General features: G+C 69.3%; 12 protein-coding genes. 7 read left to right on the top strand and 5 right to left on the bottom strand.

Features of this window, described 5'->3' with window-relative positions:
- Nucleotides 1–405: 405 nt before the first annotated feature.
- On the bottom strand, nt 406–801 hold the full coding sequence (locus G9U51_RS12980; protein ID WP_166197368.1) for a phage holin family protein: 396 nt from the start codon (nt 799–801) through the stop codon (nt 406–408).
- Between the two features lie 84 nt (nt 802–885).
- Between G9U51_RS12980 and hisC the strand changes: the two genes are divergently transcribed.
- The 4 genes from hisC (at nt 886) to G9U51_RS13000 (ending at nt 6,319) form a co-directional block, all read left to right on the top strand.
- Nucleotides 886–1,977 (top strand): histidinol-phosphate transaminase, encoded by a 1,092-nt coding sequence (gene hisC / locus G9U51_RS12985; protein ID WP_166197369.1) that lies wholly within the window; start codon nt 886–888, stop codon nt 1,975–1,977.
- A gap of 476 nt (nt 1,978–2,453) precedes the next feature.
- The gene (gene pdhA / locus G9U51_RS12990; RefSeq protein WP_166197514.1) at nt 2,454–3,593 is read left to right on the top strand and encodes a pyruvate dehydrogenase (acetyl-transferring) E1 component subunit alpha; all 1,140 of its coding nucleotides are present in this window, start codon (nt 2,454–2,456) and stop codon (nt 3,591–3,593) included.
- Complete coding sequence (locus G9U51_RS12995; RefSeq protein ID WP_235946099.1) at nt 3,590–4,591, top strand: alpha-ketoacid dehydrogenase subunit beta; 1,002 nt, start codon at nt 3,590–3,592, stop codon at nt 4,589–4,591. Before pdhA ends, G9U51_RS12995 begins: the two co-directional genes overlap by 4 nt.
- Nucleotides 4,592–4,732: 141 nt before the next feature.
- Nucleotides 4,733–6,319, top strand: coding sequence for a dihydrolipoamide acetyltransferase family protein (locus G9U51_RS13000; RefSeq protein WP_166197370.1), 1,587 nt, complete (start codon nt 4,733–4,735; stop codon nt 6,317–6,319).
- A gap of 212 nt (nt 6,320–6,531) precedes the next feature.
- Here G9U51_RS13000 and G9U51_RS13005 read toward each other — a convergent pair whose 3' ends face one another.
- A complete protein-coding gene (locus tag G9U51_RS13005; protein WP_207948308.1) occupies nt 6,532–7,326 on the bottom strand; it encodes an IclR family transcriptional regulator in 795 nt (264 codons plus the stop codon).
- A gap of 106 nt (nt 7,327–7,432) precedes the next feature.
- Between G9U51_RS13005 and G9U51_RS13010 the strand changes: the two genes are divergently transcribed.
- A complete protein-coding gene (locus G9U51_RS13010; RefSeq protein ID WP_166197371.1) occupies nt 7,433–8,698 on the top strand; it encodes a hydroxyacid-oxoacid transhydrogenase in 1,266 nt (421 codons plus the stop codon).
- Nucleotides 8,695–10,062 (top strand): MFS transporter, encoded by a 1,368-nt coding sequence (locus tag G9U51_RS13015; RefSeq protein ID WP_166197372.1) that lies wholly within the window; start codon nt 8,695–8,697, stop codon nt 10,060–10,062. The genes G9U51_RS13010 and G9U51_RS13015 overlap by 4 nt, the downstream gene beginning before the upstream one ends.
- Before the next feature lie 72 nt (nt 10,063–10,134).
- Here G9U51_RS13015 and G9U51_RS13020 read toward each other — a convergent pair whose 3' ends face one another.
- From G9U51_RS13020 to G9U51_RS13030, 3 genes are all read right to left on the bottom strand, one after another.
- Complete coding sequence (locus G9U51_RS13020; protein ID WP_328823467.1) at nt 10,135–11,898, bottom strand: MDR family MFS transporter; 1,764 nt, start codon at nt 11,896–11,898, stop codon at nt 10,135–10,137.
- A complete protein-coding gene (locus G9U51_RS13025) occupies nt 11,895–12,377 on the bottom strand; it encodes a MarR family winged helix-turn-helix transcriptional regulator (protein ID WP_166197373.1) in 483 nt (160 codons plus the stop codon). The genes G9U51_RS13020 and G9U51_RS13025 overlap by 4 nt, the downstream gene beginning before the upstream one ends.
- A 148-nt stretch (nt 12,378–12,525) precedes the next feature.
- Nucleotides 12,526–13,383, bottom strand: a complete 858-nt coding sequence (locus G9U51_RS13030; RefSeq protein WP_166197374.1) for a maleylpyruvate isomerase family mycothiol-dependent enzyme — start codon at nt 13,381–13,383, stop codon at nt 12,526–12,528.
- Between the two features lie 59 nt (nt 13,384–13,442).
- Between G9U51_RS13030 and G9U51_RS13035 the strand changes: the two genes are divergently transcribed.
- Complete coding sequence (locus G9U51_RS13035) at nt 13,443–15,413, top strand: cytochrome c oxidase assembly protein (protein ID WP_166197375.1); 1,971 nt, start codon at nt 13,443–13,445, stop codon at nt 15,411–15,413.
- The last annotated feature ends 408 nt before the right edge of the window (nt 15,414–15,821 follow it).

Below are 15,821 nucleotides of genomic sequence, written 5' to 3' on the forward strand. Positions count from 1 at the left end.
GGGATGGGCCGGTGCGCCTGACGGTCGGCGTTGGCGTCGGTGGTTGTCAGGGGTTGCGGCGTGGGATGGGCCGGTGCGCCTGACGGTCGGCGTTGGCGTCGGTGGTTGTCAGGGGTTGCGGCGTGGGATGGGCCGGTGCGCCTGACGCTGGGCGTTGGCGTCGGGCGGTGTCAGGGGTTGCGGCCGGAAGTGGGCCGGTGGGCCTGACGGCCAGCGTCGGCGGCGGGAGGTGTCAGGGGTTGCGGCGTGGAGTGGGCCGGTGCGCCTGACGCTGCGGGCTGGCTCTCACCCCGGCGTGTCGGCGTCGCCTGTTGGCCGCGACGCGCCGAGCACGCGCCTTTCCTCGGCGTGTCCGCGTCGCCTGTTGACCGGGACGCGCCGAGCAGCCCGGCACCCGCCGTTGCGTCAGCGGACCTCGTCGCGCTCGGGCAGCACCAGATTGGCGGCCATCGACACCAGCGTGATGACGAGAGCGCCCAGCACTGCGTCCCACCAGAACTCGTCGACGTGGAACGCCAGTCCGAGCTTGCCCGACAGCCACGACGTGAGCGCGAGCATCAGGCCGTTGACCACGAAGGTGAATAGGCCCAGCGTCACCACGATCAGGGGGAACGAGCACCCCTTGGCGATCGGTTTGACGACCGCGTTGACCAGCCCGAAGACGAGCGCCACCAAGATCACCGTCGCGACCTTCGAGCTCGTGCTCGTCCCTGCCTGCGCCAGGGTGATGCCGGGGACGAGCAGCGCGGCGAGCCACAGCCCGATCGCGTTGACACCGGTGCGGATCAGCAGTTGCCTCATGCCGGCCATTGTCTCCGGCCGACCTGTGCCCCCGGCATACCTCACCCATGACCGGTGTGACTCGGCCCACGTACAGTGCGAGGTATGAGCGACAAGCCCTCGGTGCGCCTGCGACAGACCCTCGACGCCGTCCCGTCATACAAGCCGGGCAAGCCCGCTCCGCCGCGCGAAGACCTGGTGACCTACAAGATCAGCAGCAACGAGAACCCCTACCCGCCGCTGCCGTCCGTGCTCAAGGTCGTGCAGGAGACCGCGGGGGCGATGAATCGCTATCCGGACATGGCCGTGCGGGAGCTCACCGAGGCCATCGCGCACCGCTGGGGGGTGACGCCCGAGGAGGTCGCGACCGGCACCGGCTCGGTCGGCGTGCTCGGTTCGCTGCTGCAGATCACCTGCGAGCCCGGCGACGAAGTCGTCTACGCGTGGCGGTCGTTCGAGGCCTACCCGATCGTGGTCGCGCTCGCCGGGGCCGAGTCGGTGCGGGTGCCGCTCGATGCGGACTTCCGCCACGATCTGGCCGGTATGGCGGCCGCGGTCACCGACCGCACCCGGCTGGTCATCGTGTGCAGCCCGAACAATCCCACCGGCCCGAGCGTGACCGACGGCGAGCTGCGCGAGTTCCTCGGCCGGGTGCCCTCCGATGTGCTCGTCGTGCTGGACGAGGCTTATCTGGAGTTCGTCACCGCGACCGATGCGCCGGACGCGATGGCGGTCTACCGCGACTTCCCGAATGTCTGTGTGCTGCGGACCTTCTCCAAGGCGTATGGCCTGGCGGGCTTGCGGCTCGGCTACTGCATAGCCCGGCCGCAGGTGGCCGACGCGTTGCGCAAAGCGGCCGTGCCGTTCGGGGTCACCCAGCTCGCCCAGGAGGCCGGCATCGCGAGCATCGCCGCCGAAGCCGAACTCACCGAGCGCGTCGACGCCCTCGTCGACGAGCGCACCCGGGTGCTTGCCGGGTTGCGCGAGCAGGGCTGGCGGGTGCCGGACAGTCAGGCCAATTTCGTCTGGCTGCCGCTCGGTGACGACGCCGTGCCGTTCGCCGCGGCTGCCGATGCGGCCGGGCTGATCGTGCGGCCGTTCGATGGTGATGGGGTGCGGTGCAGCATCGGCGAGACCGAAGCCAATGACCGACTGCTCGAGGTATGCCGGGAGTGGCGCGAGACCCACCCCGGCTGACCAGCCCATTCGGTGGTTGAGCTCCTCCTTCTTCGCCGGTTGAGCGCCGCCCCCTTCGTCGGTTGAGCGAGCGGGGGAGCGAAGCGGAGGAGCGCGTCGAAACCAGTTGAGACACAACGGGTTTCGACGCGGGCTCGTTCCTCACCCTTGCCCTTCGACTCGCTGCGCTCGCTCAGGACGGCGCTCAACCAGCGGAGGGGGAGGAGGGTGCTCATCCCGCGGGTGGCGGCCCGATTGGGTGGGGCGGGTGGTGCGCGAGTAGCCTCGCCTGTGACCGGGGCCACAGTGTCGTGGACCGGCCGGCATACGTCCCTGCGGAGACCCCGCGACGGCGAGCCGAGCGGCATACCGGCGGCCCACCAGCGCTGCCGCATGTAGGAGGAACAGTGAGCGAGCACCTCACCGAGGACGCGCCACCAGCGCAGCCCATCGTCGACGCGAGGCACCTGCAGCACCACGAAACCACGGTGCAGCCGATGATGGAGCACGACATCACCGACGGTGGCCCCGACATGGTCCAGTTCGTCGACGGGGACGGCAACCGGCTGGAGACCACCGAGGCCAACGCGCCCTACGCCAAAATCGTCGAGGACATGACCAGCGAGGACGCTCGGTCGATGTACCGCGACCTGGTGCTGGTGCGCCGCGTCGACGCCGAGGGATTCGCGCTGCAGCGCCAGGGCGAACTCGGCCTCTGGCCCAGCCTGCTCGGTCAGGAGGCCGCCCAGGTCGGCGCCGGCCGGGCGATGCGCCCCCAGGACTACGCCTTCCCCGGGTATCGCGAGCACGGCGTCGCGTGGTGCCGCGGTGTCCCGCCGGAGAACCTGCTCGGCATCTTCCGCGGAGTCAACCACGGCGGCTGGGACTCCAACGCCAACAACTTCCACCTCTACACGATCGTCATCGGCAACCAGATGTTGCACGCGACCGGTTATGCGATGGGTGTGCAGCGCGACGGCAAGGTCGGCACCGGCGACCCCGACCGCGACACCGCGGTGATGGCGTTCACCGGCGACGGCGGCACCGCCCAGGGTGACTACAACGAGGCCCTCGTCTTCGCCTCAGTCTCGAACGCGCCGCTCGTGTTCTTCGTGCAGAACAACCAGTGGGCCATCTCCGAGCCCAACTACAAGCAATTCCGCATCCCGCCCTACCTGCGCGCTCGCGGGTTCGGCTTCCCGGGCGTCCGCGTCGACGGCAATGACGTGCTCGCGGTGTATGCCGTGACCAAGGCGGCGCTCGACGCCGCGCGCGCCGGCCAGGGCCCGACGCTGATCGAGGCTTTCACCTATCGGATGGGCGCGCACACCACCTCCGACGACCCGACGAAATACCGCCCGGCCGCCGAGCTGGACATCTGGAAGGAGAAGGACCCGATCAAGCGCATGCGCGGCTTCATGGAGACCAAGGGCCACGCCGACGCGTCCTTCTTCGAGCAGATCGACGCCGAGGCCGACGAGCTCGCAGCGCGGATCCGCAAGGCCTGCCAGGAGATGCCCGACCCGGATCTGCGGACCATGTTCGACCACACCTATGCCGAGGAGCACCCGGTGATCGAGGCCGAGAAGGCCGAGTTCTCGGCATACCTCGACTCCTTCGAGGAGGCCGGCCGATGAGCGCGATGACGTCGGTGCAGCGGTTGACCCTGGCCAAGGGCCTCAACCAGGGGCTGCGCAAGGCGATGGAGGACGACCCCAAGGTCGTGCTGATGGGTGAGGACGTCGGCAAGCTCGGCGGCGTCTTCCGGATCACCGAAGGCCTGCAGAAGGACTTCGGTGAGGACCGGGTCATCGACACCCCGCTCGCCGAGTCCGGCATCGTCGGCACCGCGGTCGGGCTGGCGCTGCGCGGCTACCGGCCGGTGGTGGAGATCCAGTTCGACGGTTTCATCTACCCGGCGTTCGACCAGATCGTCAGCCAGGTCGCCAAGCTGCACGCGCGCTCGCTCGGGCACCTCAAGCTGCCGATGGTGATCCGGGTGCCCTTCGGCGGCGGGATCGGCGCCGTCGAGCACCACAGCGAGTCCAACGAGGCGTATTTCGCGCACACCGCCGGCCTGCGCGTCGTCGCGGTCTCCGACCCGGCCGACGCTTACTGGATGATCCAGCAAGCGATCCGCAGCGACGACCCGGTGATGTTCTACGAACCCAAGCGTCGCTATCACGAGCGGGCCGAGGTCGAGCTCGACGAGGCCGCCGAGGCACCGCTGCCGTTGCACCGGGCGCGCGTCACCCGCGAGGGCACCGACGTCACGCTGCTCGCCTACGGCCCGACCGTGAAGACCTGCCTGCAGGCCGCGGAAGCCGCTGCGGCAGAAGGGAAATCGCTCGAAGTCGTCGATCTGCGGTCGCTCTCACCGCTCGACCTCGACACCATCACCACGTCGGTCAAAAAGACCGGCCGGGCGGTCACGGTGCACGAAGCCGCGACCTTCCTCGGGATGGGTGCCGAACTCGCGGCGCTGGTGCAACGCGAGTGCTTCCACCACTTGGAGGCGCCGGTGCTGCGCGTCGGGGGTTACAACATCCCCTACCCGCCGAGCCGGTTCGAGGAAGAGTTCCTGCCCGGACTCGACCGCGTCCTCGACGCCGTCGACGAATCCCTCGCCTACTGACCTCGCCCTCGTGGTTGAGCAAGCACCTGTATGCCGGTGGTTGAGCAGGCACATTTTCTCGGTGGTTGAGCAGGCACATTTTCTCGGTGGTTGAGCAAGCGAAGCGCGTCGAAACCACCCCGACACTGATAGAAGGACTCCATGGCAGCCAAGAAGTTCAACCTGCCGGACCCGGGTGAGGGACTGGTCGAGGCCGAGATCGTCACCTGGAAGATCAAGCCGGGCGACACCGTCACCGTCAACCAGATCGTCGTCGAGATCGAGACGGCCAAGTCGCTGGTCGAGTTGCCGATCCCGTGGGCCGGCACCGTGGGCGAACTGCTCGTCAACGAGGGCGACACCGTGGAGGTCGGCGCACCGATCGTGACCATCGAAGTGGAGGGCGCGGCCGACGAACCGGCTCCCGCTGCCCCGGCGGCTGACGGTGAGGAGGCGCCCGCGACGCTCGTCGGGTATGGCGCGAAGGAGACTTCCAGCCGACGTCGCGCCCGCAAGGGCGGCGCCTCCGCTGGCGGAGCCGCCGATGTGTACGCGGGTGGAGCCGCCGGTGTGTCCGCGGATGTGCGGCAGGGGTCGCGCGGATCTGCGGACGCTGGCGTGGGGGCTTCGGGAGTGTCCGCGGATGTGCAGCAGGGTTCGCGCGGATCTGCGGACGCTGGCGTGGGGGCCTCGGGTGTGTCCGCGGATGTGCAGCAGGGGTCGCGCGCAAGTGCGGACGCTGGGGCAGCCGCTGCCGCAACCCCCGCGAGCGTCGCGCCTGTTGCGAAGCCGCTGGCCAAGCCCCCGGTGCGCAAGTTCGCCAAGGACCACGGCGTCGACCTCGCCGCAGTGACTCCGAGCAGCCCGGACGGCATCATCAGCCGCGCCGACGTCGAGGCCCACCTCGCCGAAGCGGGAGCGCGTGGTGACGCGGACGCCGGCGCTGGCGCGGGCGCGCTGACGGCACCCGCAGCGGCACGGGACGGGGTTGCTCAGGCCAGCGGGCCGGCATACGGGATGAGCAGTCCGACAGGCGAGCGCGAGACCCGGATCCCGATCAAGGGCGTGCGCAAGATGACCGCGCAGGCGATGGTCGGGTCGGCGTTCACGGCGCCGCATGTCACCGAGTTCGTCACCGTCGACATGACCCGCACGATGGAACTCCTCGAGCGGCTCAAGACCGACCGCGAGTTCAAGGGCATCAAGGTGACGCCGCTGCTCGTGCTCGCCAAGGCGCTGTGCGTCGCGGTCCGCCGCAACCCCGGGGTCAACGCGACCTGGGACGAGCAGGCGCAGGAGATCGTGGTCAAGCACTACGTCAACCTGGGCATCGCCGCCTCGACTCCGCGCGGGCTGATCGTGCCCAACATCAAGGACGCCGACCGGATGTCCCTGCGCGAGCTCGGCGAGGCACTCAACGCGCTCGTCGACACTGCGCGTGAGGGGCGCACCCCTCCGGCGGACATGTCCGGCGGGTCGATCACGATCACCAATGTCGGTGTCTTCGGCGTCGACAACGGCACCCCGATCATCAACCCCGGCGAGTCGGCGATCCTGTGCTTCGGCGCGATCCGCAAGATGCCGTGGGTGGTCGAGGGGCCGGACGGCGACCAGATCGTGCCGCGTCAGGTGACGCAGCTGTCGCTGTCCTTCGACCACCGGCTGGTCGACGGCGACCTCGGTTCGCGGTTCCTCGCCGACATCGCGGCGCTGCTGGAGGACCCGGCACGCGCCCTCGTCTGGGGCTGATCTTCGGGCGCTAGCAGGTGGATTCACCTGCGGCTCAACGGGTTTCGATGCGGCTCCTCCTTCGTCGGCGCCTTACTCAACCGGCGAGAAGTGATGCGGCGCCTCCTTCGTCGGCGCCTTACCCTTCGACTCGCTGCGCCCTTCGACTCGCTCCGCTCGCTCAGGACATCGCTCGCTCAGGACGGCGCTCAACCGGCGAGAAGTGCGCACGCTCAGCCCTGACTGCGCAAGGCGTGCGGATCCGGTATGACGTGCCGCACCTCCGCTGCCACTCCTGCGACCACCGGGCCGAGCTCGAGCAGTCGCTCCGGTGGCATCCGCACCGCGGGAGCCTGCACCACCACGGCCGCCCGGGCGATCTGGTGCTCGTCGAAGACCGGAGCGCCGACGCAGCGGACGCCTTCGACGTTCTCCTCCATATCGATCGCGAAGCCGCGCACCCGCACCTGCTCCAGCTGCGCCGCCAACTCGGCCCGGGTCGCGAGGGTGCCCGGCGTGACGGGAGTCAACCGAGCAGGCAACCGGTCGACATACCCGTCCTCGGGGCTGCTGAACGCGAGCATCACCTTGCCCGACGCCGTCGAATAGAGCGGGAACCGCGCGCCGACCTCCTGCACAAACCGCAGCGGCAGCGTCGACTGGGCGCGCAGCAGCACGACCGATTCGTCGAGTTCACGCACGGCGAGGTTGACCGATTCCTGGGTGCGTTCGCGCAGCGCCTCCAGGCTGGGCAGCGCCTTGTCGAGCCCGAGCGCGCGTTGCGCCGCCTGGCCGAGCACCGCCGCGCGAGCGCCGAGGTGGTAGGCATCGGTGCGCGGGTTGCGGCGCGTCATACCGGCTGCGGTGAGCGCCCGCGCCATCCGGCTGACGGTGGCCGGCGACAACCCGCTGGCCGCGGCAAGTTCGCCGACGGTCATCTCCTCGGTGAGCGCGAGCAGGTCGAGCAGGCCGAGCGCTCGCTCGATCGCCTGTGTGCCGGTCGGCGGCGTCGTCGGGTCCTTGCTCACAGCGGCTCAGCCTAAGCCCGCGCGGCCGGTCGCCGACCGAGCCCTTGTGATCCAGGTCACCATCGCCATATAGTGACGAACTCTTTCACATCATGGAGGCAGTGCCATGGCCCTCACCAACGAAACCGTCTTCACCTGGGCGGCCCCACCCCTGAAGTTCGGCGTCGGCGCCCTGGAGGAGGTCGGCCTCGAGGCCGGCGCTCGCGGCGCGCGCTCGGTGCTCGTGCTCACCGATCCCGGCGTCGCCGAGACCGGTGTGCCCGCCCGCGTCGTCGCCTCGCTCGAGGCGGCCGGCATCGCGGTCACGCTCTTTGACCGAGTCGGCGTCGAGCCCACCGACGCCTCGATCGAGGAGGCGGTCGAGTTCGCGCGAGCCGGGGAGTATGACGCGTATGTCGCCGTCGGCGGTGGCTCGGCGATCGACACGGCCAAGGCCGTGAACCTGCTCGTCACCCAGGGCGGCGACCTGCTCGACTACGTCACCCCGCCGATCGGCAGGGGCCAGCTGCCGACCTCGGCGCTGAAGCCGCTGATCGCCATACCGACGACGGCTGGGACCGGCTCGGAATCGACCACCATCTGCGTGATCGACCTGCTCCAGCAGCACCTCAAGGCGGGCGTGAGCCACGCCGCGCTGCGGCCGGTGCTCGCGATCGTCGACCCGACGACCACCCTCACGATGCCGCCGGAGGTGACGGCGGCGAGCGGCATGGACGTGCTCAGCCACGCGCTCGAGAGCTACACCAGCGTGCCGTTCGACTCCAAGCCCGCGCCGGATGACCCGATGAAGCGACCGGCCTTCTGCGGGTCCAACCCGATCAGCGATGTGTGGTGCGAGACCGCGCTCAGGTTGGTCGGCGCCAACCTGCGGCGCGCGGTGATGAACGGGCGGGACATGACCGCGCGCACCGCGATGACGCTGGCCTCGACCTCGGCCGGCACCGGATTCGGCAACGCCGGCACCCACCTGCCGCACGCCAATGCCTACCCGATCGCGGGCGCCGTCAAGGACTACCAGGCGAGTGGCTATCCGCAGATGCCGATGGTGCCGCACGGCCAGGCGGTCTCGGTCACCGCGCCACATGTCTTTCGCTGGACCTATCCCGGTGACCCGCAGCGCCACCTGCGCGCAGCCGAGTTGCTGTCCGGGCAGACCTTCGACGCCCGCGACGGGGCCGACGCGCTCGCCGGGGTCCTCGCGGACCTGATGCGCGACATCGGCATACCGTCCAAGCTCGCAGATTTCGGCTATGCGGAGAGTGACATCGACACCCTCGTCACCGGCACGATGAAGCAGACTCGCCAGCTGGCCGTCGTGCCGCGCCCGGTGACGCCCGAGGCGTTGGCCGGGATCTTCCGGGCGGCGCTGTGAGCTCCGCGGCGAAGCCGGTCCCGCCGCCGCCGGACGACTCGACGGAGCGGCCGGCCCGCAACCAACTGCGCACCGTGCTCGCCTCCACGGTCATCGGCACCACGGTCGAGTGGTACGACTTCTTCCTGTATGGCGTGGCCGCCGGCATCATCTTCAACAAGCAGTTCTTCCCCTCGCACGACCCGACGGTCGCCACCCTGCTGTCCTTCACCACCTTCGCGCTCGGCTTCGTCGCGCGACCGGTGGGCGGGCTGATCTTCGGGCACATCGGTGACCGGGTCGGACGCAAACGCACCCTGGTGATGACGATGCTCATCATGGGCGTCGCGACCTTCCTGATCGGCTGCCTGCCGACCTACGGCCAGATCGGGGTGCTGGCGCCGATCCTGCTCGTGGTGCTGCGCCTGCTGCAGGGCATCGCGGTCGGTGGCGAGTGGGGCGGCGCGATCCTGATGTCGGTCGAATACGCCCCGCGCGACAAACGCTCCCTCTTCGGCTCGGTGCCGCAGATGGGCCTGGCCTTCGGGCTGGTGCTCGGCACGGGCGTCTTCGCCCTCGCCAGCGCTGTCATGGACGACGCGGCGTTCAACGCCTGGGGCTGGCGGGTGACGTTCTGGCTCAGCCTGGTGCTCGTGATCGTCGGCCTCGTGGTGCGCCTGAAGGTCATGGAGACCCCGGCCTTCCGCACCCTGCAGGAGACCGAGGACACCGCGGTCGTGCCGGCGAAGATCCTGCTCGCTGATCGGGTCAACCGGCGCAACCTCTTCCTCGGGATGGGGGCGCGGTGGGTCGAGGGCGTCGCCTTCAACACCTGGGCGGTCTTCTCGATCACCTATGCCACCGGCACGCTGAAGATGCAGCGAGAATCAGCCCTGCTCGGCGTCATGGTCGCCGCGATCGTGCTGCTCGCGTTCATCCCGATCGGTGGGCTCATCGCCGACCGGATCACCGCGCGCCGCACCTTCGCGATCGGTGCGGCGGTCGCCGCGCTGGCACCACTGCTCGCCTTCCCGCTGATGAACACCGGCAACCCCTGGCTCAACGGGCTCGCGCTGGTGATCGTCCTCGGCATTCTGTATGGCGTGCTCTACGGCCCCGAGGGCGCGTTTTTCGCCGAGCTGTTCCCGGTGAAGGTGCGGTATTCGGGCATCTCGGTGGTCTACCAGATGTCCGGCATCGTGGCCTCCGGGCTGACCCCGCTGATCCTCACCTGGTTGCTCGACAAGGCCGGTGGCGGCGTCGGGCTGATCGTCGGCTACTTCTTGGTCACCGGGCTGATCAGCACGGTGTGCGCGCTGCTGCTGCGCCCCGTCCCCGACGGTGTGCCGCTGGCCGCGCCGGCGAGCCCGGCCACAGCCGGCTGAGCGCTGACCACCGGGTATGACGAAGGGGCGGGCTCTCGTGCGAGAGCCCGCCCCTGTCGGCATACGGCCGGGTTATTTGGCCGCGTGCTTGGGAGTGGTGTGCGACGGCGGGGTGTCGTCGGGGACCTCCTGGGTCGCCAGATGACGGGCACCGACGGCGGCCGGGGTCGACTCGGCGGCCGCCTCGACCGGGGCCGAAACCTCGCCCGCCTGCTTGGCCGCTTCGGCCCGGGCGAGAGCACCCGCGGACTGCTGGCGCAGCTCGACGTGCGGCATCAAGAAGGTCACCAGGAAGGCGATCACCATGATGCCCGCGGCGATGAGGAACACCGTGCTCATCGCCCCGGCGAAGCCCACCTTGAACGGGTGGCCGAAGACCGACGGCAGCTGGTTGATGACCGAGCTGTCGTCCTGCACCCGTGCGTTGAACGCGCCCGGGTTGGTCTGCAGTTGCTGCACGAGCGGGTCGCGCAGCAGCGCCGGGTCCTGCGCCACCGCGGACTTGATCGCCGGCTGAGCCGCGGTGAACGCGGTGGTGATCTTGTCGCCAACCGTGCTGAACAGGATCGACAAGAAGACTGCCACACCGAGCGTGCCACCGATCTGCCGGAAGAAGGTGGCGGCGCTGGTGGCCACACCGATCTCGCGCGGCGGGACCGCATTCTGGATGATCAGCGTCAGCGGCTGCATGCAGTTGCCGATGCCGAAGCCGAGGATCAGCATGTAGGCCATCACCTGCCACAGCGGGGTGTCCGCGCCGATCTGCCACAGCAAGAACAGGCCGATGACGGCCAGCCCGGTGCCGAAGATCGGGAACTCGCGGATGCGACCGGTGCGGGCGGTGATCTGACCAGAGATCACACCGGCGCTCATCATGCCGAGCACCATCGGCAGCATCATGAAGCCGGACTTCATCGGCGATGCGCCGTGGACGATCTGCATGTAGAGCGGCAGCACCATGATGCCGCCGAACATCGCGACACCGACGATGATGCTGGCCACGATCGTCACCGAGGCGGTGCGCATCTTGAACAGACGCAACGGGATCAGCGCGTCACCCTTCATCCGGTGCTCGATGGCGATGAACGCCGCGGTGCCGATGGCGCCGATGACGAAGCAGACGATCGAGCGGCCGGAGCCCCAGCCCCAGGTGCGGCCCTGCTCGGCGACGGTGAGCAGCGGCACGAGCGCCACGACCAGCGCGGCGGCGCCCCACCAGTCGACGCGTGCCTCGCGGCGGTTGTGCTCCAGGTGCAGGGTGCGCTGCACGACGGCGAGCGCGGCGATGCCGATCGGCACGTTGACCAGGAAGACCCAGCGCCAGCCGGTGAGGCCGAGGATGGTGTTGGCCTCGGCGAAGAAGCCGCCGACGACCGGGCCGAGCACCGAGGAGGTGGCGAAGACGGCCATGAAGTAGCCGGTGTACTTCGCCCGCTCACGCGGCGGCACGATGTCACCGATGATCGCCAGTGCGAGCGTGAAGAGGCCGCCGGCACCGATCCCCTGCAGCGCACGGAAGGCCGCGAGCATGTACATCGAGGTGGCGAAGGAGCAGGCGAACGAGCCGATCACGAACACCGTGATCGCGAACATGAACAGCTTCTTGCGGCCGTAGAGGTCGCCGAGCTTGCCGTAGATCGGCGTGGCGATCGTCGAGGTGATCAGGTATGCCGTGGTCACCCAGGCCTGCACGGACAGCCCGTGCAGGTCGTCGGAGATCGTGCGGATGGCGGTCGAGACGATCGTCTGGTCCAGCGCTGCGAGGAACATGCCCATCAGCAGGCCGGTGAGGATCGTCATGATTTGGGAGTGCGTGTATTCGCCGTCTTCGGTCACGACTGCTCCTTTCCGTGAGTCGGTTGGTCGATGAGCCGCGTGAGTTCCGCGGCGAGGTCGTCGTTGAACCGGCGCAGGTAGGCGTTGAACGCCTTGACGTCCTTCGCGGTCCAGTCGGTCAACAGCTTCTGCATCCACTCGCCGCGGCGTTGCAGCACCTTGTCCACGAGTTCCTCGCCGGGCGGGGTGAGCTGCACCATCTGGGCGCGACCGTCGTCGGGGTCGGGCGCCTTCTCCACGAGGTCCCGCGAGACCAGGTGCGCGACCTGGCGGCTGACGGTGGAGGCGTCGGAGTGGATCTGGCCGGCGAGCGCGGACACCCGGCACGGCCCGCACTGCAGCGCGACGAGCAGCGGATAGGCCGACGACTCGATGCCGTCGGACTGGGCTGGTTTGTGGTGGCGCAACGCCGTCAGCTTCTTCATGACGTGCACCAGGTCGACCGCGAGGTCTGAGGCGGTCGAGTGGTCTACGCCCATCAGCGGCCTCCCTTCGTGGGACTTCGGTGGGTTCGGATGCGTGCAACACGCAACTATATGGATGCGTGCGGCATACAAGCAAACTGACGCCGTATGACGTCCCTCACCTCCCGCGCGAGTGGGCAGTTATCGCCGCGCGAGCGGGTGGTTACGGCGTGATCGCCAGGGCGTCGAGCACGCGCCGGGCGACATCCTCGTCACCCTCCACGCTGTAGCGCAGCTCGTCCACCGCCACCCGCCCGGCACCGCGCCGGGTGAGTTCTTCGGTGGACAGCCGGATTGTCGTCGCTTCGTCGGTCTCGTGCCCCGCGGTCAGCGCGTCACCGGAGAACAACGCCTCACCCCGTGGGCGCCCGTCCTCGCCTTCGATGACCCGCACGCCGCGGCGCGCCTGCACCGGCCCGGTCACCTCGATGATCACCGTGGTGCCGACCGGCAGGGCCGCCGTGCGGGCCACGACACGCGGCAGCGCGTCGAGCACCAGCTTGGTGAACAGCGCCGCGGCCGGCGAATCCAGATTGCCCGGGTGGTTCAGGGCATTGCGCAGATCCTGCTCGTGACACCACACGTCGATGACGCGGAAGCCGAGGATCTCCTGAGGCGATCCGAGGCCGAAGGGGCCCGGCACGTCCTGCTCCGGGTCGGCGAGATAACCGTGGATCTGAGCCGTGCGCAGCGGCAGCACGTCCTGCCATTCGGCGACGACCTCCGCCCCGCTGCGGGAGCGGCGCACCTCGACCGACGCCTCGATGCCGCGACCCAGCTCCGACAGCAGCCAGGGATAGTCCGGCACCTCGACCGCTTCTTCCGGCAGGCCGGCGAGCATGCGCTCCACACCGACGACATGCGAGATCTGGTCCTTCACCGTCCAGCCCGGACACTGCGTCTGCAGGTCGAAATCTTCATCCTTGGCAGTGATCCCCAGGTCGAGCACCGCTTGAGCGGTGTTGGTCCACGCCTCGATCAGGTCGGCAAGCTCGGATGGGGGCTGGGGGCGGGTCGGCATACTGCCCACGCTAACGGCACCCGACGATGCGGCGAGGACTGCCGCGTACGCTCAAGAGGGTGAGCCTCCCCTCATCCCGATTGCCCTCCAGTCGTGCGATCGCGGGCGCCGCGCTCGCGATCGGCGTGGTCGTCTGCCTGGTGACCCTGGCCGCCAATGGTGCGGCTGCGGCGCTGCTGCTCGCCGACCCAGGGCCGATCGTGCGCTGGGGCCAGCCCCTCGTGCGGACCGTGCACGACCTGGCCGCCGCCCTCACCATCGGAGCACTGCTCGTCGGTGGCTTCCTCGTGCCGGAAGCCGCGCGCACCGACCGGCGCGCTCGCTGCGCCCGGCTGGCGCGCTGGGCCGCGTTGATCTGGGGTGTCGCCGGGTTGGTCGGCGGACTCTTCGCCTATGCCTTGGTCGCCGGGCAGCCGCTCGGTTCGAGCGGATTCTGGTCGGGCTGGTGGGATGGCACCTGGCAGCTCGAGGTGCTGCGCGCCCCCGCGATCACCTCCCTGGCTGCGCTCGCACTCGCCGCTTGGCTGGCCGTGCGCCCCGATCGAGGCGGTATGGCGTGGGCCTTCTTCGGCGGACTTCTCGCCCTCTATCCGCTGGCGCTGACCGGACATGCCGCCGGGTCCACCGATCACGAGACGGCGGTGGACTCGCTGCTGTTGCATCTCGGCGCGGTGACGGTCTGGGCAGGTGGGCTGGCCGCGATCATGCTGCTGTGGCGTCACCTCGGCAAGGGTGCCGCCATTACTGTGCAGCGCTTCTCGAAGGTTGCGACCTGGTGCTACCCCATCGTGGGCCTGTCCGGCCTGCTCCAAGCGACCCTGCGCCTGGACGACTGGGCCGCGCTCGGGTCGGCATACGGCGTGGTCCTCTTGCTCAAGGTGGTGGCCTTCGTGGTGCTGGGGGCGATCGCGTGGGAGCACCGGCGCCGGTTCGTAGCCCGCCTGGCCGAGAGCGAACCCAAGCGCGCCGCCTTCGCCCGGCTGGCCTTCGTCGAGGTGCTCGTCATGGCCGTCGCGATCGGGTTGGCGACGGCGCTCGCACGGTCGGCCCCCGACGAGGCACCGCCGATCACCGGAGCGGATCCCGCCTTCGACCTGACCGGCTACCCGACGCCGGCGCCGATCACGCCCGAACGCTATGCCTTCGGCTGGCAGCCGCAGTGGTTGATGACCACGCTCGCGGTCGTGGCGGTCGGGGTCTATCTCGGCTGGGTGCTGCGGCTGCGCCGGCGCGGTGACCACTGGCCGGTGATCCGCACGATCAGTTGGGTGGTCGGCTGGGTGATCTTCGCCTGGATGGTCTCGGGCGGCCCGGCGATCTACGGCCGGGTGATGTTCTCGGCGCACATGGGCCAGCACATGGTGATCTCGATGCTCGTGCCGATCTTCCTGGTGCGTGGCGGGGTGGTCACGCTGATGACGCGCGCGGTGCCCAAGCGCACCGACCACACCCTCGGCCCGCGGGAGATTGTGCTCGGGCTGGTGCACTCGCGGCCGATGGCAGTGCTGAGCAACCCGGTCATTTCCGCCGTCATCGTGCTGGGCACGCTGATCGCCTTCTACTACACGCCCTGGTTCGAGTTCTCGTTGCGCACCCACACCGGGCACCTGTCGATGATCGTCCACTTCCTGCTCTCCGGATATCTGTATGCCGGATCGCTCGTGGGCATCGACCCCGGCCCGGCGAAGTGGGCGCCTCCCGTGCGGATGCTGGTGCTGCTGGTGACCATCGCCTTCCACGCGTTCTTCGGAGTGGCGATGATGACCGGCACGGCCTTGCTCGGCGGCGAATTCTTCACGCTGGTGCAGCTGCCGTGGGTGCCCGACCCGCTCGTGGATCAACAACGCGCGGGCACGGTCGCGTGGGGTGCCGGCGAGCTGCCGACGTTGATGCTCGCAATGTTGCTCGCGGCCGAGTGGTACCGGCGCGACCAGGCCGATGCGCGCCGATCAGCCCGGCAAGCCGACCGCGACGACGACGCCGAGCTGCGCGCCTACAACGACTACCTCGCCTCCCGCCGCCAGCCGTGACCCTCGTCGGTTGAGCGCGCGGAGGAGCGCAGCGACGACGCGCTCCCCTCGTCGGTTGCGCGCCGTCCTGAGCGAGTCGAAGGGCGAGCGGAGGAGCGCAGCGACGACGCGCTCCCCTCGTCGGTTGAGCGAGCGGAGGAGCGCAGCGACGACGCGCGTCGAAACCCGGCGAGCCCTGCCGCGGCGTTCTTCACCCCGAGGCAGCCGACATTCTGGAGACTTTTGGTGCGGGTATGGCGGTTCGGGGTCGGGGAAGTCGCCAGTGTGGAGACTTTTGGTGCGGGCATGGCAGCGGCCGAAAGCCGGACATTGTGGAGACTTTCGCGGGCAGGGTAAGCGATGGTGACGTATGGCGGCCGCCGGTTTCTCCCGCCGAGGCATCCAACGTCCGGTGCTGCCACGGAATTG

The organism is Metallococcus carri, assembly GCF_011440275.1.
Taxonomy (GTDB): Bacteria; Actinomycetota; Actinomycetes; order Actinomycetales; family Dermatophilaceae; genus Metallococcus; species Metallococcus carri.